We start from the raw sequence: 18,679 nt of genomic DNA, 5'->3' as shown, positions 1-18,679 counted from the left end.
AGGTAAAAGGCCCCATGACTACCCGATGGCGAGATCATGGGGCCAAACATCATTTAGCGCATCACTTCATACGAGCCTTGAAACGGGGATTGCTTTTGCAAATCACGAACAATTTGCCCCGGCGGCGCACCAACTGACAATCAGGATGACGTGCCCGTGCGGATTTGAGTGAACAGACGACCTGCATTCAGGACTCCTTCTTGCTTGAAAATGCGCCAAAGCGCTTGTTGAAACGGGCCACACTCCCCTCGCTCGATACCTGCTTCTGCTTGCCGGTATAGAACGAGTGCGACTGGCTGGAAACATCGAGCGACACATAGGGATACTCCTTCCCGTCTTGCCACGTGTAGCGGCGGTCGCTCTTGATGGTTGAACCGACCAGGAAAAAGGCATCTGCTGCCGTGTCATGGAACAGCACCAAACGATAATCCGGGTGAATATGAGGCTTCATGGCAACTCCATTTTGTTATGTTATAACAAAATGTAAGTGAGAATAGCTCTCGTTTCAAGCATAAAATGTCGTATGAAGAAAATCGCTGCAGTGAGTGATGTGTTGATGCTGAGGTGGAGGCACTACACAAGCAGAACGAAACAAGAGGGAGACACCATGCTTGCTGCGCGGAAGACCAAGATACTGCGTGGGTTAGAACACAAGGTGCAAGTGAGTGTAACAAGCCTCAGGAGAGGCTGGATCACAACCATGAAGATCAATCAGAATGGGCAAGATGTTCGCGGATCAATGAAGTATCAGAAACGAGGCGCGATTGAGGTGACAACAGTAAAAACAAGCAGCAGTGTAATCACAGAGATAAAAAGATTGATGAAAATATATCAACTGACCTGACGATATTGCTCGGTCACGGTAATACGCGGTTTCATCCGGTTATTCATCACTTTGATCACCCCGAAACGCGGCAAGTTTTTACTGGTGGTCAATACCAGATCGGCAGTGAGGTTCAAACAGACGCTAGCCTGATCCCCTGCCTCAATGACCATAAATTCGCCGTTGCCATGGGGTGTATTCATCAGGACCAGATCACCGTTTTGCGGGATCACTTGCGGATGCTGTTCACTAAAAAACCAGCTTTGCGGCATCAAAGGTTTATAAAAGCGACTGACCGCGATGGCATTCAGCACCAACTGAACCTGATGCGGAATACTCCACTCAAGTTCGGCTGCTTTATCCATCAACTGATAATAGAGGGCGGCATCATCGACACAAAAAGGTTGGGTCGCAAACGAGCTGGGCACCAATTGCCGCCCTTTATACTCGGTCGCAAATAACATGTTATCAGACAGGTCCAACATCAGACGGTCACTCTGGGCATCATAGTGCCATTGCCAGCTATCGGTCGGTTGGATAAACATGTTGGAGCCCTTACTTGATAATTACCAGTTGACTTTATTCCATATGCAGAAAATCAGCAACGTCAAATAAAGGGCTCCGCCATCTATTTCTTAAATATTGGTCACAATCTCTTTGACCAACCCCGGCCCTTTATAAATAAAGCCGCTATAAATTTGTACCAGACTGGCACCGGCGGCCAATTTTTCACGGGCGGCCATGGCACTATCAATACCACCTACACCGATAATTGGCAGAACACCATTGAGCGCCTTGGCCAGATGACGGATCACCTCGGTACTCTTGTGCTGCAGCGGACGACCACTCAGGCCACCCGCTTCACCGGCGTGGGGCATGTCATAAATCATCTCGCGCTCGAGGGTGGTATTGGTGGCGATAACCCCATCAATACCATTCCGTACCAGCGAAGCGGCCACCTGATCTATTTCTTCAAGGCTTAAATCCGGGGCAATTTTAACCGCCAGCGGCACATACTTTTTATATTGGGCGGCCAGCTCTTGCTGACGCACCTTGAGGGCGGCCAGCAATTCATCCAGCGCCTCGCCATATTGCAGTGAACGCAAACCCGGGGTGTTGGGGGAAGAGATATTGACGGCAATATAACCGGCATGATCATAAACCTTGTCCATGCAGATCAGGTAATCATCCTTGCCCTGTTCGATGGGAGTGTCTTTGTTTTTGCCGATATTAATGCCGATGACTCCCTGATATTTGGCCTCTTTTACCTTGGCCACCAGATGATCCACCCCCTTGTTGTTGAATCCCATCCGGTTGATGATCCCCTCTGCCGGAATAACCCGGAACAGGCGCGGCTTGTCATTACCGCTTTGGGGTCTGGGGGTGACGGTACCGACTTCGATAAAACCAAATCCCATGGCGCCCAGCGCGTCAATGCACTCACCATCTTTATCCAGACCGGCCGCCAATCCCACCGGATTGGCAAAAGAAAGCCCCATGACAGTGACGGGGCGTTTCGGCAAATTCTGGCGGAAGAAACAATCGAGTGGCGTACCGAGAAGGCGGGGCAAATATTTCATGGAGAGATCGTGAGCCTGTTCCGGATTGAGTTTGAACAGGAAATGCCTGGCGATGGGGTACAACATCTTTGCTCCTTAAAGAAAGCCCCGGCAACTGGCCGGGGCTTTGGGTGTAATGTCGGTGTCATGCCTTAATCTGGCAATTAAAGTGCCCGACAATTCAACTGGAGCAGGTTCAACTCTCGCAAGGCCACCGAGAACTTGGCGAACTCGTGGGTACTGGTGGTCTTGAAGTCGGCCAACATGTGGGTCCAACGGGACAAGAGTTGCTCATGCTCCGAAATCCAGTCGGCCAGTATGGTAGCGCATTCTCCCTGATCTTTGCACCCTTCCAGTACCACAGAAGTGAGACTGCGTTGCTGCCAGTCCAGATCTTCGCGGAAGGAGGCTCGCGCCATCGCCTGCCAGTGGTTGCCGACCGGCTGATGGTTGATCTGGTCGAGGAACCAGTGCAGATCCAGTTTGGCTCCGAGGCGATAGTAAACGTTGGCGGCACGCAGGATATCGGTCTTGTGCTCCGCGGCAATCTGCGCCAGATCCAGGCTGGAGAAGAGGCTGCTCATATGGGCGACCTGACGGGCAATGGCCTCCGGCACCTGTTTCTCCATCCACTTGGCAACAGCCTGACGATGCTCGGCCACTTCGCTCTCATCCATCACCTCGTAGAGGTGCTTCCCTAAGGTCTCGAACGCCGGACGGAAGAAGGCGATGTTCTCGCTAATGCTCCAGCTGCGATTGCGGGCACGCAGGAACCAGCGGGTGGCACGGCGCACAATGCGGCGGCTGTAGAACATCAGCTCGAGCTGAGTCTGGGCATCCACCAGGTTGTCGCACCCTTCGATATCGCGCCACAGCTGGTTCATACCAAACACTTCGCGGGCCATGGCGAAGCAGCAAGCCACTTCGGCGACCGAGGCACCGGTTTCGTCCTTCATCCGACTGGCGAAGTTGAGCCCCATGTCGTTAACCAGCATGTTGGCCACCCGGGTAGCGATTATCTCGCCGCGTAGCGGGTGATCGGCCAGCTGGGCACCAAACTGCTGCTGTACTTTGGCCGGGAAGCTGGTGACCAGCATGTTGGCGAGGAAGGGCTCGTCGGTCACTTCCGGGCAGTTGAGCTGCTCTTTCAGTACCATCTTGCCGTACGCCACCAACACCGCCAGTTCGGGGCGGGTCAGTCCCTGCCCTGCCGCCATCCGCTCGGAGAGATCCTCATCGGATGGCAGGAACTCCAACGCACGGTCCAGCTTGCCTTCCCGCTCCAGCCCCTGAATAAAGCGCTGCTGCTCTTTCAGTTGTTCAGAACCGCGGAAGCTGGTGACCGAGATGGACTGGGACTGGCGATAGGCGTTGGTGATCACGATCTGCGCCACGTCGTCGGTCATCTCATAGAGCATCTGGTTACGTTGCTTGAGAGTCAGATCCCCTGCCGCAACCAATTGGTTGAGCAGGATCTTGATGTTCACCTCGTTGTCGGAGCAATCCACACCGCCGACGTTGTCGGTAAAATCGGTGTTGATGCGACCGCCCTGACTGGCGTACTCCACCCGACCGAGCTGGGTAAAGCCGAGGTTGCCCCCCTCACCCACGATACGGGCCCGTAGATCGCGGCCATTGACCCGCAGTGCGTCATTGCTGCGATCGCCCACTTCCCCATCGCTCTCGCGAGCGCTCTTCACGTAGGTGCCGATGCCGCCGTTCCACAGCAGATCGACATTGAGGCAGAGCAGCGCCTTGATCAGCTCGTTTGGGGCCATGCTGGTCTTGTCGGTACCTAGCAGGGTCTGCATCTCGGGGCTCAGCTTGATGGATTTGGCCGAGCGCAGGAAGATGCCGCCCCCTTGTGATATCAGCTCGCGGTTGTAGTCATCCCAGCTGGAACCCGGCAGATCGAACAGGCGCTGGCGTTCGACAAAGCTCTTTGCCGCATCCGGAGTGGGGTCAACGAAGATGTGCATGTGGTTGAACGCGCCCACCAGCCGGGTGTGCTCGGAGAGCAGCATGCCGTTGCCGAACACGTCGCCGGCCATGTCCCCAATCCCCACGCAAGTGAAGTCGGTGGTCTGGCAGTTGACGCCAATTTCACGGAAGTGGCGCTTGACCGACTCCCAGGCACCACGGGCAGTGATGCCCATCTTCTTGTGGTCGTAACCGACCGAGCCGCCGGAGGCGAATGCATCGCCGAGCCAGTGACCGTATTCGAGGCTGATCTCGTTGGCAATATCCGAGAAGGTGGCTGTGCCCTTGTCTGCGGCGACTACCAGGTAGTAGTCATCCTCATCGTGACGCACCACGGATTTGGGCGGGATCACCTCGCCGCCGATGATGTTGTCAGTCACATCGAGCAGACCTCGAATAAACAGACGATAACAGGCCTTGCCCTCCTCCTGGATGACGGCACGGGGCGCCCCCACCGGCATCTGTTTGCAGTAGAAGCCGCCCTTGGCCCCCACCGGCACAATGACGGTGTTCTTCACCTGCTGGGCTTTCACCAGACCCAGCACTTCGGTGCGGAAGTCCTCTTTGCGATCGGACCAGCGCAGACCGCCACGAGCCACTTTACCCCATCGCAAATGTACCCCTTCCACCCGCGGCGAGTAGACGAAGATCTCGAATTTCGGCAGCGGCAGCGGCATGTCGGTGATGCTGGAGGGAGCTAGTTTGAAGGAGATGTAGGGCTTGATATTGCCCGCCTTGTCCAGCTGGTAGTAGTTGGTGCGCAGGGTAGCATCGATCATCTCCACATAGCGGCGAATGATGCGATCGTCGTCCAGGTTGGCCACCTGATCCAGCTTGGCGGCAAGCTCCTCGTGCAACTTGGCTTCTGCTTTGGCATCCTGCTTGCCAGCCGGGTCGAGGCGCTGCTCAAACAGGGTAAACAGCAGTTGGGCGATATCCGGGTAGCGGGTCAGAGTCTCTTCGATATAGGACTGGCTGAAGGAGACACCGGTCTGGCGCATGTATTTGGCATAGGCGCGCAGCACCGAGACCTGACGGCCGGTGAGACCCGCCCCCAGCACCAGCCGGTTGAAGCCGTCATCTTCCAGCTGCTTGTTCCAGATGGCAGCAAAAGCCTGCTGGAAGCGCTGCTGGCTCTGGGCCAGATCAAAGGGCTGCTCGCCGTGCAGCAACATGGAGAAGTCGAGGATCCAGAACAGATCGCCACCTGGAGTGCGTACCTGATACGGGGTCTCACCTATCACCCGCAGTCCCATGTTCTCCAGCATCGGCAGCACATCGGAGAGGTGAATGGGCTCGGTGCGGTGGAACAGCTTGAGCCGTACCCGACGGTCGTTCTCCTCCTCCTGCGCGCGGTAGAACAGCATACCGAGCGGCTCGGCTTCGCTCAGGTTATCGAGCGCCATGATGTCGGCCACAGCAGAGCCCGGCAGCACATCTTCCTTGTAAGCACGGGGGAAGGCGGTGCTGAAACGGCGGCGCAGCTCGTTACCACGGGCCTCGCCATAATGGGAAAGCAGCACGGAGTCGAGTCTGTCGTCCCAGCTGCGGGCCGCTTCAATCAGGTTGTTCTGTACTTCGTTCACATCCACATCCACGTTGTTGTTGTTGACCCGCACTATGTAGTGGGTCCGCGCCAGCACGCCCTCGGTGAAGTAGACGTTGAACTCCACCTCTTCGTTGCTGCCAAAATATTTCTGCAATATTTGCTGGGTCTTGATCCGCAGCGCCGTGTTGTAGCGCTCCTTGGTGACATAGACCATGCAGGAGAAGAAACGGCCGTACACATCGCGGCGCACGAACAGCCGCAGCATGTCACGCTCCTGCATCTCCAGCACCCCAAGACCGGTGGCCAGCAGCTCCTCTTCACGGGCCTGGATCAGCTCATCGCGAGGATAGGTTTCCAATACGTTGAGCAGCGCCTTGTAGGCGTGGGAGCCCTTCTCATGACCGGAGGCGGCCATGATGCGCTCGAGACGATGGCTGATGAGCGGGATCTGGGTCGCGCTGGTGTTGTAGATGGAAGAGGCATAGAGACCGATGAAGCGATCTTCCCCGATCACCTTGCCATGCTCGTCAAAGCGCTTGATGCCGATGTAATCCACATAAGCCGGACGGTGCACCCGGGACTTGCTGTTGGATTTGGTGAGGATCAGCAGGTCAGAACTCAGAGCGGCATGACGGGCGCTGGCAGGCATGTTGCCAAGGCGCTGGCCCACCTCCTTGATGGAGTTCTTCATCAGCCCCAGACTGGAGCTCGCCTGCGGCAGGATCTCGTGATCCCCCTCCACTGCCTTGACGTCGTAACGGCGATACCCCATCAGGGTGAAGTTGTGGGCAGCCACCCATTTGAGGAAGGCAACGCAGGAGGCCACCTCCTCCTTGCTGACCGGGTGCTTGCGCTTGGGCAGTTCGTCGATGATCTCATTGAGCTTGGCCAGCATCGGCTGCCAGTCGCCGACTGCAAGCGCCACTTCACCAGCCACCGAGTTGAGCTCGGCAGCCAGCGCGGCCATCTGCTCCTCGCTGGTGAGGTGATCGATCTCGATAAGGAATGCCGTTTCAACCGAGGTCTGCCCGTCGGTGTTGTCGAGCTCCAGAATGGCGTCAATCTTGCCATCCGAACCGCGAATGAGGTGCAGCGGTTGGTGCAGCATCATGTGGGCGGTGATATTGAGCCGTTTGAGCGCCATCCGGATGGAGTCCACCAGGAAGGGCGAGTCCTGCAGGATCACCTCGACGATGGTATGGGGCGATTGCCAGCCGTGACGGGTCAGCTCGGGGTTGTAGACCCGGATGTAGGGATCGGTACCGCTGCGCTGATTGAGGGCATTCCACAGGCTCAGGGCCGCACCGTAGAGATCGCTGTCATTGCGATCGTGCAGATCGGAGCTCGCCATGTTGCCGTAGAACTTGGCAACGAAGCGCTCGACCAGAGAGGCACTGTTTTTGGGCAACTTCTGATGGATCAGGCTGAGAACGTTTTCGAGCAGAACTGAGGTAGGGGCGTCTTTCAATGCCATTTCTATATTCCTTATCGGACGACATTAACCACCGACGCAGAGGCAACCACCCTGGTTACCCGCTGGTGCAGAGTTGTTGCGAAGTGTAATGGCTTGGCTAAGGGAAGGCGAGGAAAGGTGCTAACGAGATGTTAAAAACAAGGTGCAGATCACGGCTTAAACTGTGAGAAATTTTGCAAACAACCAAAAACACAGAAATTCCCACTACTTTTGTGCCATTTTACCGGATAGATAGTGACGCAAAGCAGATAAACAGTCGTTAATCTGTTCGATTTTTGTTAATTTATGCGTTCGAGACTGATAAAGCGGTAATCGTCCTGGGTTTTGAGCCGAAAATAGCCATGCACACCATTGATGGCGACAAAGGGGCGTATTTTTTCTATGCCAAGTTCCAGGGTCAATCCCTGTTCGCTGCGCACCACCAGCCGTCTGGCATGGCCCTGATACATCAGCATCACCTCATCGCTATTCAATGAGAGCCGAAAAGTAAACTGCTTCACGCTTGCTCCTGATCACACGATAAATCACACAATAGAGGCAGGCGCATTCACGCCCCTGCCCCGTCGACACTTACTGCTGCAGCGCCTTGCTGACCTTCTCGAACAGATCCCGCGCCAGCCCCTCAAGGTTGGCAAGACGAGTCAGCTCGGCGCGGATCAGGGCCTTGCGCGCCTCATCCAGTCGCTTGAACTGGATAAGCGGCGTGATGAGGCGGGAGGCCACCTGTGGATTGACCTCGTTGAGCTCGATCAGCAGATCGGTCAGGAAGCGGTAACCGCTGCCATCCACCGCATGGAACTGCACCTGATTGCTCATGGCGAAACTGCCGATCAGCGCCCGCAGCCGGTTCGGGTTGCGAATGCTGAAAGTGGGGTGATTCATCGCCTGTTTCACTTCGCTAAGCACATCGGCAGCCGGTTTGCTGCCAATCAGTCGCAGCCAGTTGTCCAGCACCAGTCCATCCTTGGCCCACTTGCCTTCAAAATCGGCCAGCAGCGCAGCGCGGCATGGCAACAGATAGCCGTTGGCCACCTGCAGCGCCGCCAGGGTGTCGGTCATGTTGTCGGCAGTGGCATACTGCTCGCGCACCAGCGCGTCGGCATGCTCCGCATCCAGCGCAGCCAGATAGCCGAGCACTACCCCTTTGAGGGCCCGTTTAGCCATGTCGGCATGCACCACCTGATAGCCGCTCAGACGCAGGCTCTGATAGGTAGTCGCCAAGCGCGCACCAAAGGCCTCGGCAAGACGGGTGTGGATCGCGTTGCGCACCTGATGGATGGCATCGATATCGGCCACCTCGAACAGCTCGGCCAGGGTCGCCTCACCGGGCAGCGCCAGGATCTCCGCTTTGAGGGCCAAATCCAGTTCACTGTCGTCCAGAATGGCGGCGAAGGCGGCCAGCAGGGTTTGGGAGAGCTCAACCCCCTGCCCGTGCTGGACCCGCGCCACCCCATCGATGACCGCTTTGTTGATCAGCATCTGGGCCGCATCCCAGCGGGCAAACTCGTTGCGGGCAAAGCGCATCAGGAAGGCGAGCGCTTCGTCGCTGTAGTCATAGTGCAGCTTGACCGGCGCTGAGAAGTCCCGCAGCAGAGAGGGAACCGGCTTGACCGGCACCCGATCGAATTCGAAGGTCTGCTCCGCTTCCAGCACATCGAGCACGTTGCCGATGGCCTTGCCCTGATACTGCAGAGCAATGACGGCACCCTGCTCGTCATAGAGCTCGATATCGAGGGGGATATGCAGCGGCAGCTTTTGCGGTTGATCCTGAGTCGGCGGGGTATGCTGGCTTACATGAAGGCGATAGATACCGCTGGCGGCATCATACTCGTCGGTCACGGTCAGCTCGGGGGTGCCGGACTGGCTGTACCAGCGGCGGAAACGACCGAGATCGATACCGGACGCATCCTCCATCGCTTGCACGAAATCATCACAAGTAGCGGCCGAGCCGTCGTGACGCTCGAAGTAGAGACGCATACCAGCCTGGAAGGCATCTTCCCCCAGCAGGGTGTGCATCATGCGGATCACTTCCGACCCCTTCTCGTAGACGGTGAGGGTGTAGAAGTTGTTCATCTCGATCACCACATCCGGGCGGATCGGGTGTGCCATGGGGCCAGCATCTTCCGCAAACTGCGGGCCGCGGACGGTACGCACGTTGTTGATGCGGTTGACGCCACGGGAGCCTAGGTCGGAGGAGAACTCCTGATCCCGGAACACTGTCAGCCCCTCTTTCAGGCTGAGTTGAAACCAGTCACGACAGGTGACGCGGTTGCCGGTCCAGTTGTGGAAATATTCGTGGCCGATCACCCGTTCGATACCGTGGTAGTCGCTGTCGGTGGCGGTGGCCGGATTGGCCAGCACGAACTTGGAGTTGAAGATGTTGAGCCCCTTGTTCTCCATGGCGCCCATGTTGAAGAAGTCCACCGCAACGATCATGTAGATGTCGAGATCATACTCGAGGCCAAAACGCTGTTCGTCCCAGCGCATGGAGTTGATGAGGCTCTCCATGGCAAAACCGGCGCGATCGAGGTTGCCCTTGTCGACGAAGATCTCGAGGGCCACTTTGCGACCGCTCTTGGTGGTGTAGTGGCTGCGCTCCACATCGAAATCACCGGCCACCAGCGCAAACAGATAGCTCGGTTTGGGGAAAGGATCCTGCCACTGCACGAAATGGCGTCCGCCATCCAGATCACCGCTGTCGACCTTGTTGCCGTTGGAGAGCAGGAAGGGGAACTGGGCTTTGTCGGCGGTAATGCGGGTGCTGTAGCGCGCCAGAATGTCGGGGCGGTCCAGATAATAGGTTATGCGGCGAAAGCCTTCCGCTTCACACTGGGTGCAGTAGGCATCGCCTGACTTGTAAAGCCCTTCCAGGGCGGTGTTGGCGGCCGGATCCAGCAGGGTGACAATGGTCAGCACACATTCGGCCGGCAGGTTGAACAGGGTCAGACTGCTCTCGCCTTGCTCGTAATGGTCACAGGGAATGCCATCGATGGCAACGCTCTTGAGGGTCAGCTGTTCACCATCGAGGACGAGCGGCGCATTGTGCTCGCCGTTGCGACGAATGCGGGTGATGGCGGTGACCTGGGTCAGCGGCTCCTGCAGTTGGAAATCGAGGTCGATGGTGTCGATCCAGTAGAGCGGCGCCTGATAATCCTGGCGATATTTGGCCGTCATGGCCTGGGAGTGATCGGTCATTATTGTCTGCTTCCACGCTTGTTAAAGGCGAGAAAGAGGCTGTCACAACCAACTGGCGGGGTCAAACAATTTGGCATTACGTCAGATACGCCAGACAAAAAGAAAGGGCGACCGCAGTCGCCCTTGTGCATTGGAGGTCGCCTTGTCAGCTGCGTTTGCTGACCTTGGCCAGATCCGCCGTGATATTGGCCGCTTCGATGAGATACTCATCGGGCGCTTCAAAATCAGCGGGCAGTTCATCCAGACTCTTCACCGCCGGCTTGCCAAGACGTGCCAGACGTTCGTTGGTACGTTTGAGCGCTTTCTCATCCTGTTTCGCCTGCTCTGCAACACGCTCCGCCTCGTTGAGGGAGACCGACTTCTTGTCTTTCTCCTCCTTGTAGTCGGCGATGTCCTGCATCACATAGGCAAACTCAGGATCCTTGGCGATCCGGGCATCGTGCGCCGCCTGCAACTTGGGCAGTACGCTGGCGAAGTTGCCGAGTTTCTCGTAGTTGGCGGAGGCAATCTTGTCCCACGGCAACGCATTGAACTCACGGCTTTCGCCCGTCTCTTCCGGAGCAACCGGTGTCGGGAAGCTGATATCCGGCGCAACGCCCTTGTTCTGGGTGCTGCCACCGTCGATCCGGTAGAACTTGGCGATGGTGTACTGCACGTGACCGAGCGGCTGCTCGTAGAAGTCATAGACCTTGGCGAGACTGCGATGCTGCTGCACCGTCCCCTTGCCGAACGAGTTTTCACCCAGAATCAACGCGCGGCCATAATCCTGCATGGCGGCAGCGAAGATCTCGGAGGCCGAGGCACTGTAGCGGTCGATCATCACCGACATGGGCCCACCGTAGTAGACGTTGCCATCGTCATCGCCATTGACCGTGATACGGCCCATATGATCACGAATTTGCACCACGGGACCGCTGGCAAAGAAGAGACCGCTCAGGGCGGAAGCTTCGGTCAGGGCGCCGCCGCCGTTACCGCGCAGATCGATGATCAAGCCATCGATCTTCTTCTTGTTCAGGCTGGAAAGCTCCTTGATCACGTCATCGTGCAGATTGACGTAGAAACTCGGGATCTCGATAACGCCAATCTTCTTGCCTTCGGCGTTAATCACCTTGGACTTGGCAGCCCGGTCTTCAAGGCGCACCTTATCGCGGGTCAGCTCGATCTGCTCGGTCTTGGCGGTTGCACCCTTGCCGCGCTGGATCTCCAGCTTGACCTTGCTCCCCTTGGGCCCCTTGATGAGCTCGACCACGTCATCAAGACGCCAGCCGATCACATCGACAATCTTGCCATCTTCCTGCCCCACCCCGGTGATCTTGTCATCGGGTTTGAGGTGGTTGGATTTGGCAGCCGGGCCACCGGGCACCAGAGAACGGATGACGGTAAAGTCATCTTCCGCCTGCAACACGGCACCAATCCCCTCCAGCGAGAGGTTCATCTCGGTGTTGAAACGATCGGCACTGCGTGGTGAGAGGTAACTGGTGTGCGGTTCGATGGCGCGAGCGAAGGAGTTCATGAAGAGCTGGAAGACATCCTCGCTCTCGGTCTGGGACATCCGCTTGATAGCGTTGTTGTAACGCTTGCCAAGCAGCTCCTTGATCTCGGGCCACTCCTTGCCACTGAGCTTGAGACTCAGGGCATCGAACTTGACCCGCTGACGCCATAGCTCGTTGAGCTCTGCTTCATCTTTGGGCCAAGCCGCCCCTTCCCGATCAAACACATAGTTGTCGGTCTGGGTAAAATCGAAAGGAGTATCAAGCAGTTTGAGGGCGTATTCGAACCGCTCATAACGCCGCTGCTGACTCAGGTTGAACATCTCGTAGGCGGGAGCCAGACGGCCTCTTTCGAGGTCGGTGTCAAAACCGTTACGGTACTTTTCAAAACGGCTGATATCAGAGGCCAAAAACAGGTTGCGGCTGTAGTCCAGATTCTCCAGATATTTATCAAAAATCACGGAGGAAAAGGCATCGTCCAGCTTGAACTGTTTGTAGTGCGAGCGGGTAAACAAATTGGTAATTCGCTTGCTGGCCGTAGCATGTTGGCTCTCTTGAGCCAACACAGGCAAATCACTCTCCTTGAGCACCGGCTCGATGGCCTGTGCAAGCCCGGCAAGCGCCAGGCTACAGGCAACGAGGGAAAAACGAATTACGCCATGCTTCAACATTTGTCTCCTTAGAGAACCAAGTGCTCTGATTTGACCCGCACCATCATGCCGGTCTGCAGTTGGACCTGTACATCGTCCTTGGTTACTTCCTTGATGGTTGCCGGAACCGGGAATTTACCCATAACGACGCGCACATCCTGGCCCACTTTCAGCGTAGCGGCATCCACTTTAACCAGCGGAGCGTCAGCGACCGGTGCCTTGGCGGCAGCTTTCGGCTTGGCAGCTACATCAGCTTTCTCGGTTTTGCGCACAGCAGGACGACGGGGCTTCTTGGCCTTCTCATCCTTCTCTTTGGTATTGGTACGACGGCTGGCGAATACGCGCTCTTTGCTCTCTTTCAGAGCTTGCTTGGCGTGCTCGATGTGCTCTTCGGTCAGCAGTTCGCCCGGGTTGCCATCCAGATCAACGCGAGCCTGGCCAGCTTTGAGACCGTGCAGGTAGCGCCAGCTGGAGGTGTATTGACGCAGTGCGGAACGCAGCATGGTCTTGGAGACTCTGGCATCGTCAGCAAGACGCTCGGCCAAATCCTGGAAGATGCCAATCTTGAGCGGCTTGGCCTCTCCTTCAGCAACGAAGCAGGCCGGGAATTTCTCGACCAGGTAGGCAACGATCTCTTTACTGTTCTTCAGCTTCTCAGTGTTTTCCATGTATAACCTTGGCTTTCATATAAACGCACGGGCACGTCCCGAGCACAACAAAGGCCCCATTATAGAGAGCTTGGGGCCTTTTGCGAACCATCTAGCAATGACTTAGAGCATGCTTTCCAAAATTTGCACCGTTTCTTCGAGGCCAATCCGGTCTTGCTGGTCGAAACGGTTAAAAATCGGACTGTCGATATCGAGCACCCCGATGATCTCGCCACCACGACGCACCGGGATCACGATTTCCGAGTTGCTCGCGCCATCGCAAGCGATGTGACCGTCGAACTGGTGGACATCGTCAATGAGCTGGGTTCTCCCCTCTGCCACTGCCGTACCACACACCCCGCGGCCGACCGGGATCCGTACGCAGGCCGGTTTGCCCTGAAATGGCCCCAATACCAGGGTCTCACCCTGCAACAGATAAAAACCGACCCAGTTGATCTCCTCCAGCTCCTGATTCAGCAGCGCGGAGAGGTTGGCCAGATTGGCAATAAGATCGGTTTCCCCCTCCAGCAGCGCCTTGGCCTGCTGGTTGAGGGTGCGATAAAATGGTTGTTTTTCAATCATGATTAAATGAACTTCACTCCCTGATGGTTTGGGGAAGGTAACGCCTGGCCGGGAAATTTCAAATATTTTTTCCACTCCCCACCTCTTGCGCCGTTATTCCCGGGCAACGGAAAGCGCCAATTGCTGGCGTTGACCATTACTCCACTCGATATTTAACAACCAGATCATGACGGGTGATGTACAGCTCCCCACCTGGGTCACCCCCTGCCACTGTCCGTCTATTTCTTCAAAGCTCACCGGAATGGTGCCCATAAACATATCTTTGCCTTCGAGTGTCGCTTTCACCGGTTTGATGGCCGGATCGCCGCCGGTAATAGCGATGGCAAAGTCATGTTCAGCGCGCAGCGGTAATTCCTTGATGGCGACCGTCAGTGGCTTGTCACCAATCAGCGCGCTGCAAGGGGTGTGGGAAAGATCACAAATCTGATCTTTTTTCTGGTCAGCAGAGACGCTGTTATCGGCCGAAAACCAGGTGCGATAGGCCATCAGCGCCAATAACAGCGCCAATACAAGTACGAGGTGCAAAACTTTACGTGCGGTAAGTCTCTCTTTCATCAAAAACAGTCCGATTAAGATGCAATTAAAATAGTTTTTTGTGATCTCGAACAAGGTAAAAAACTGCCATATCGAGACCGGACGGAGCCAAATATATCACTGTTTATACTGTTATTTTACCTGTCACTTCAGTATCATTCCCATGCAGTTTTCATTTAGCCATCTTTTGCTTTTCCTTTCGTTAACAGATGTTAACAACTGGTCGGCGGTGGCTGATGAAGCCAGTCCGGTTCTCCGGATACAAAACCAAACAACAGCAGCATCGGAAGCGGAATATAACGATGAGCCATACAACTAACCATCCTGAGTACAACTACACCGTTGTTCGCCAGTTTACCGTCATGACGATTGTCTGGGGAATTGTCGGCATGTCGGTTGGCGTACTGATCGCAGCCCAGTTGATCTGGCCTGCCCTCAACTTCGAGACCCCGTGGCTGACTTACAGTCGTCTGCGGCCCCTCCATACCAACGCAGTGATCTTCGCCTTCGGCGTCAGTGCACTGATGGCCACCTCGTTTTACGTGGTGCAGCGCACCTGTCAAACCAGACTGTTTGGTGGCCCGCTGGCAACCTTCGTCTTCTGGGGCTGGCAAGCAATCATCCTCTCTGCCGCCATCTCTCTGCCGCTGGGTTACACCTCCGCCAAAGAGTATGCCGAGCTGGAGTGGCCGATTGATATCGCCATCACTGTGGTATGGGTCGCCTATGCCATCGTCTTCTTCGGCACCCTGATGAAGCGCACCACCTCCCACATCTATGTGGCCAACTGGTTCTTCGGCGCCTTCATCATCACCGTTGCGGTGCTGCACATTGTCAACAACATGGAAGTGCCGCTCTCCGGCATGAAGTCCTACTCCATGTACTCCGGCGCCATGGACGCCATGGTGCAGTGGTGGTATGGCCACAACGCGGTAGGCTTCCTGCTGACCGCTGGCTTCCTGGGGATGATGTACTACTTCGTGCCCAAGCAGGCCGGTCGCCCGGTTTACTCCTATCGCCTCTCCATCGTCCACTTCTGGGCGCTGATCTCCCTCTATATCTGGGCCGGTCCGCATCACCTGCACTACACCGCACTGCCTGACTGGGCTCAGTCACTGGGCATGGTGATGTCCCTGATCCTGTTCGTACCCTCTTGGGGCGGCATGATCAACGGCATCATGACCCTCTCCGGTGCCTGGCACAAACTGCGTTATGACCCCATCCTGCGCTTCCTGATCGTCTCCCTCTCTTTCTACGGCATGTCGACCTTCGAAGGCCCGATGATGGCGATCAAAACCGTCAACGCCCTCTCCCACTACACCGACTGGACCGTTGGTCACGTGCACTCCGGTGCGCTGGGCTGGGTTGCCATGGTCTCCATCGGTGCCGTCTATCACCTGATCCCGAACCTGTTCGGTCAGGGCCGGATGTACAGCGTCAAACTGATCAACGTTCACTTCTGGCTGGCGACCGTGGGCACCGTGCTCTACATCGTCGCCATGTGGATTTCCGGCGTGATGCAGGGCCTGATGTGGCGTGCAGTCAACGAAGACGGCACCCTGACCTACAGCTTCGTTGAAGCGCTGCAGGCATCCTATCCCTTCTATTTCGTGCGCTTCCTGGGAGGCTGCTTCTTCGTCACCGGCATGTTGCTGATGGCTTACAACGCCTATCGCACCATCACTGCGCCCAAAGGTTCTCTGGAACCTGTCGCCCAGCCAGCATGATTGAAGAGGTCAACCCATGAGCAACAATAACCGTCACGAAATATTTGAAAAAAGCGTTCCCATGCTGGTGGTCGGCATCATCTTCGCCATCAGTCTGGGGGGCCTGGTTGAAATCACTCCGCTGTTCTTCCAGAAGCAAACCACCGAGCCGGTGGAGGGCCTCAAGCCCTACACCGCTCTGCAGATGGAAGGACGCGACATCTTCATTCGCGAAGGCTGCACCAACTGCCACAGCCAGATGATCCGTCCGTTCCGTGCCGAAACCGAGCGCTACGGTCACTACTCGGTCGCCGGTGAGAGCGTCTGGGAGCACCCCTTCCTGTGGGGCTCCAAGCGTACTGGTCCGGATCTGGCCCGTGTCGGTGGCCGCTACTCCGACGAGTGGCACAAGGTTCACCTGATCAACCCGCGCGATGTGGTACCGGAATCCAACATGCCCGCCTACCCCTGGCTTGATACCAATGTGCTGACCGGTGAGATGACGGCCAAGAAGCTGGCGCTGTTCCGCGATCACTTCGGTGTGCCCTATACCGATGCCGATATTCAGGGTGCGGGCGAAGCCGTCAAGGGCAAAACCGAGCTGGATGCGCTGGTGGCCTATCTGCAATCACTGGGTCATGCCCTGAAATAAGGAGGCGAAGATGGACTACGGCACATTTCGCGGTCTGTATACCCTGCTGTTGATGGCCATCATGATTGGCATCATCGTCTGGGCCTACAGCAAACGCCGCAAGACCTCTTTCGACGAGGCTGCCAATCTGGTTTTTGCCGATGATGAGCAACCCGGTGCTGATAAAAAGAACGCAGGAGCGAAACAATAATGAGCACTCTGTTTAGCATTTTTGTGACTGTCATCAGTCTGGGAACCATCCTCGGCTGCTTCTTGCTGCTGATGTGGTGCCGCAAGGACAAGATGGGTGTTGAAGAAGGCAAATCGATGGGACACTCCTTCGATGGCATCGAGGAGATCAACAACCCGCTGCCGAAGTGGTGGACTTACATGTTCCTCTTCTTCATCGTCACCGGTCTGGTCTATCTGATCGCCTTCCCGGGGCTTGGCAACTTCAAAGGCCTGCTGGGCTGGCAAAGTTCCAACCAGGACGTGCGCTCGCTGGCCGAGTCCAAGGCTGCAACCGAATCGGCCAAGGCTGAAGGTCGCGCGGTGGAGTATGACCGTGAGGTCGCCAAGGCTGACGAGATCTACGGCGCCAAGTTCCGTGAACTCACCTATGAAGCGGATGGCAAAACCTATCGTGCCATTACCGAAATCGCCAAGGATCCGGAAGCCCTGAAAGTGGGTCAGCGTCTGTTCCTGCAGAACTGCTCCCAGTGCCACGGATCCGATGCCCGCGGTGGCCGCGGCTTCCCGAACCTGACCGACAGCGAATGGCAATGGGGCGGCCAGCCAGATCAAATCAAGACCACCATCATGGGCGGTCGTCAGGGGATCATGGCTGCCTGGGGTGAAATCCTCGGCAAAGATGGCGTTCAGGAAGTGGCCTCCTATGTGCTGAGCCTCTCCGGTCGCAAGGTCGACTTGGTGGAAGCGAAGAAAGGTGAAGCACGCTTTGCCATCTGCGCTGCCTGCCACGGGGCTGATGCCAAGGGCGGTGTTGCCGTCGGAGCGCCAGATCTGACCAACAACACCTGGCTCTACGGTGGCTCCCGCGAAGTGGTGGTACAAACCATCACCCACGGTCGTCACGGTGTGATGCCAGCCTGGAAAGACATTCTGGGTGAGGACAAGGTTCACCTGCTGGCCTCCTACGTTTACAGCCTGTCTCATCAACAGTCTGCCAAATAAGGTTCGCCCGTAACGTTGTAACATGTGATAAACACGTGATTACACAGCAAAAAGCCTCGACTCCTCGAGGCTTTTTGTTATCTTGTGTTGCGTAAAAACCATCTTCCACGTTAATCATTCGTTTCATGGCAGTAGCAATCATGACCCAACCTCTATCCAAACCGTGGTATCGCCAATTCTGGCCCTGGTTTATCATCGCCCTCCCCACTGCCGCTGTTGTCGGCAGCATCGCCACCGCCATCATCGCCAGCAAGGATGGGGTCAATCTGGTGGCCGAGGACTATTACAAACAAGGGAAAGAGATCAATCAGGACTTGAGCAAGTTTGACCGCTCCGAAGCCCTCAATATCCGCTTTGGGCTGGAGGTTGACGGCAACGAACTGACCCTCAAACCCATCAGCGGTGACATTCCTGCCGGGCAAGCTCTCTATCTCTCATTGTTTCACCCGACCTTGGCCGGTCAGGACAGCGAACACATGATCACCGCCGATGCGAGCGGCACCTATCGCCTCCATTTCGACAAGCCGCTGGTCGGCAAGTGGCACATTCGGGTCGATGCCTTTGATCACCAGTGGCGATTGCAAGAGACCGTCCAGCTGCCTACCCTGGCCCCTGTCGAACTCGACCCGAAAGGACGCTAAGCCATGACCGGCTGTTCTCACTGT

At 56.4% G+C, this 18,679-nt stretch carries 17 protein-coding genes; 6 read left to right on the top strand and 11 right to left on the bottom strand.

Annotated features, from left to right (window positions below; translation table 11 throughout):
• Window positions 1-61 precede the first annotated feature (61 nt).
• Window positions 62-187 carry a type B 50S ribosomal protein L36 gene (ykgO, locus tag AACR14_RS12235; protein WP_005336596.1) on the bottom strand — a complete coding sequence of 42 codons (126 nt, stop codon included), beginning with the start codon at window positions 185-187 and terminating at the stop codon, window positions 62-64.
• Entirely contained in the window at window positions 188-451 is a 264-nt protein-coding gene (locus AACR14_RS12230) for a type B 50S ribosomal protein L31 (protein ID WP_005336598.1), read from the bottom strand.
• Window positions 452-523: 72 nt separating this feature from the next.
• Between AACR14_RS12230 and AACR14_RS12225 the strand changes: the two genes are divergently transcribed.
• A complete protein-coding gene (locus tag AACR14_RS12225) occupies window positions 524-844 on the top strand; it encodes a hypothetical protein (protein ID WP_019446380.1) in 321 nt (106 codons plus the stop codon).
• On the opposite strand, the gene AACR14_RS12220 is transcribed toward AACR14_RS12225, so the two are convergent.
• From AACR14_RS12220 to AACR14_RS12180, 9 genes are all read right to left on the bottom strand, one after another.
• Window positions 832-1,368 carry a cell division protein ZapC gene (locus AACR14_RS12220; RefSeq protein ID WP_005351916.1) on the bottom strand — a complete coding sequence of 179 codons (537 nt, stop codon included), beginning with the start codon at window positions 1,366-1,368 and terminating at the stop codon, window positions 832-834. The genes AACR14_RS12225 and AACR14_RS12220 overlap by 13 nt on opposite strands.
• A gap of 90 nt (window positions 1,369-1,458) precedes the next feature.
• Window positions 1,459-2,469 (bottom strand): quinone-dependent dihydroorotate dehydrogenase, encoded by a 1,011-nt coding sequence (pyrD, locus tag AACR14_RS12215; protein ID WP_005351917.1) that lies wholly within the window; start codon window positions 2,467-2,469, stop codon window positions 1,459-1,461.
• Window positions 2,470-2,546: 77 nt separating this feature from the next.
• Entirely contained in the window at window positions 2,547-7,385 is a 4,839-nt protein-coding gene (locus AACR14_RS12210; RefSeq protein ID WP_019446379.1) for an NAD-glutamate dehydrogenase, read from the bottom strand.
• A 278-nt stretch (window positions 7,386-7,663) separates the two neighbouring features.
• A complete protein-coding gene (locus AACR14_RS12205) occupies window positions 7,664-7,885 on the bottom strand; it encodes a DUF2835 family protein (protein WP_005351919.1) in 222 nt (73 codons plus the stop codon).
• Between the two features lie 70 nt (window positions 7,886-7,955).
• Window positions 7,956-10,580 (bottom strand): aminopeptidase N, encoded by a 2,625-nt coding sequence (pepN, locus tag AACR14_RS12200; protein WP_019446378.1) that lies wholly within the window; start codon window positions 10,578-10,580, stop codon window positions 7,956-7,958.
• Window positions 10,581-10,725: 145 nt separating this feature from the next.
• On the bottom strand, window positions 10,726-12,741 hold the full coding sequence (gene prc / locus AACR14_RS12195; RefSeq protein ID WP_005351922.1) for a carboxy terminal-processing peptidase: 2,016 nt from the start codon (window positions 12,739-12,741) through the stop codon (window positions 10,726-10,728).
• Between the two features lie 8 nt (window positions 12,742-12,749).
• On the bottom strand, window positions 12,750-13,388 hold the full coding sequence (gene proQ / locus AACR14_RS12190) for an RNA chaperone ProQ (protein ID WP_005351923.1): 639 nt from the start codon (window positions 13,386-13,388) through the stop codon (window positions 12,750-12,752).
• Window positions 13,389-13,490: 102 nt separating this feature from the next.
• Window positions 13,491-13,949, bottom strand: a complete 459-nt coding sequence (locus tag AACR14_RS12185; RefSeq protein ID WP_005336610.1) for a GAF domain-containing protein — start codon at window positions 13,947-13,949, stop codon at window positions 13,491-13,493.
• A gap of 93 nt (window positions 13,950-14,042) precedes the next feature.
• The gene (locus tag AACR14_RS12180) at window positions 14,043-14,504 is read right to left on the bottom strand and encodes a hypothetical protein (RefSeq protein WP_005351925.1); all 462 of its coding nucleotides are present in this window, start codon (window positions 14,502-14,504) and stop codon (window positions 14,043-14,045) included.
• Window positions 14,505-14,785: 281 nt separating this feature from the next.
• Between AACR14_RS12180 and ccoN the strand changes: the two genes are divergently transcribed.
• From ccoN to AACR14_RS12155, 5 genes are all read left to right on the top strand, one after another.
• A complete protein-coding gene (gene ccoN / locus AACR14_RS12175; protein WP_005336616.1) occupies window positions 14,786-16,210 on the top strand; it encodes a cytochrome-c oxidase, cbb3-type subunit I in 1,425 nt (474 codons plus the stop codon).
• A gap of 16 nt (window positions 16,211-16,226) precedes the next feature.
• The gene (gene ccoO, locus AACR14_RS12170) at window positions 16,227-16,841 is read left to right on the top strand and encodes a cytochrome-c oxidase, cbb3-type subunit II (protein ID WP_005336618.1); all 615 of its coding nucleotides are present in this window, start codon (window positions 16,227-16,229) and stop codon (window positions 16,839-16,841) included.
• Between the two features lie 10 nt (window positions 16,842-16,851).
• On the top strand, window positions 16,852-17,031 hold the full coding sequence (locus AACR14_RS12165; protein WP_005336620.1) for a CcoQ/FixQ family Cbb3-type cytochrome c oxidase assembly chaperone: 180 nt from the start codon (window positions 16,852-16,854) through the stop codon (window positions 17,029-17,031).
• Complete coding sequence (gene ccoP, locus AACR14_RS12160) at window positions 17,031-18,014, top strand: cytochrome-c oxidase, cbb3-type subunit III (protein WP_019446377.1); 984 nt, start codon at window positions 17,031-17,033, stop codon at window positions 18,012-18,014. The genes AACR14_RS12165 and ccoP overlap by 1 nt, the downstream gene beginning before the upstream one ends.
• Window positions 18,015-18,154: 140 nt before the next feature.
• Window positions 18,155-18,655, top strand: a complete 501-nt coding sequence (locus AACR14_RS12155) for a FixH family protein (protein ID WP_005345427.1) — start codon at window positions 18,155-18,157, stop codon at window positions 18,653-18,655.
• Window positions 18,656-18,679 lie beyond the last annotated feature (24 nt).

Source organism: Aeromonas sp. 159 (genome assembly GCF_963862045.1).
Lineage (GTDB): Bacteria > Pseudomonadota > Gammaproteobacteria > Enterobacterales > Aeromonadaceae > Aeromonas > Aeromonas veronii.
Note: the sequence above shows the minus strand (reverse complement) of the source record. Positions and strands in the feature narration are given on the sequence as shown.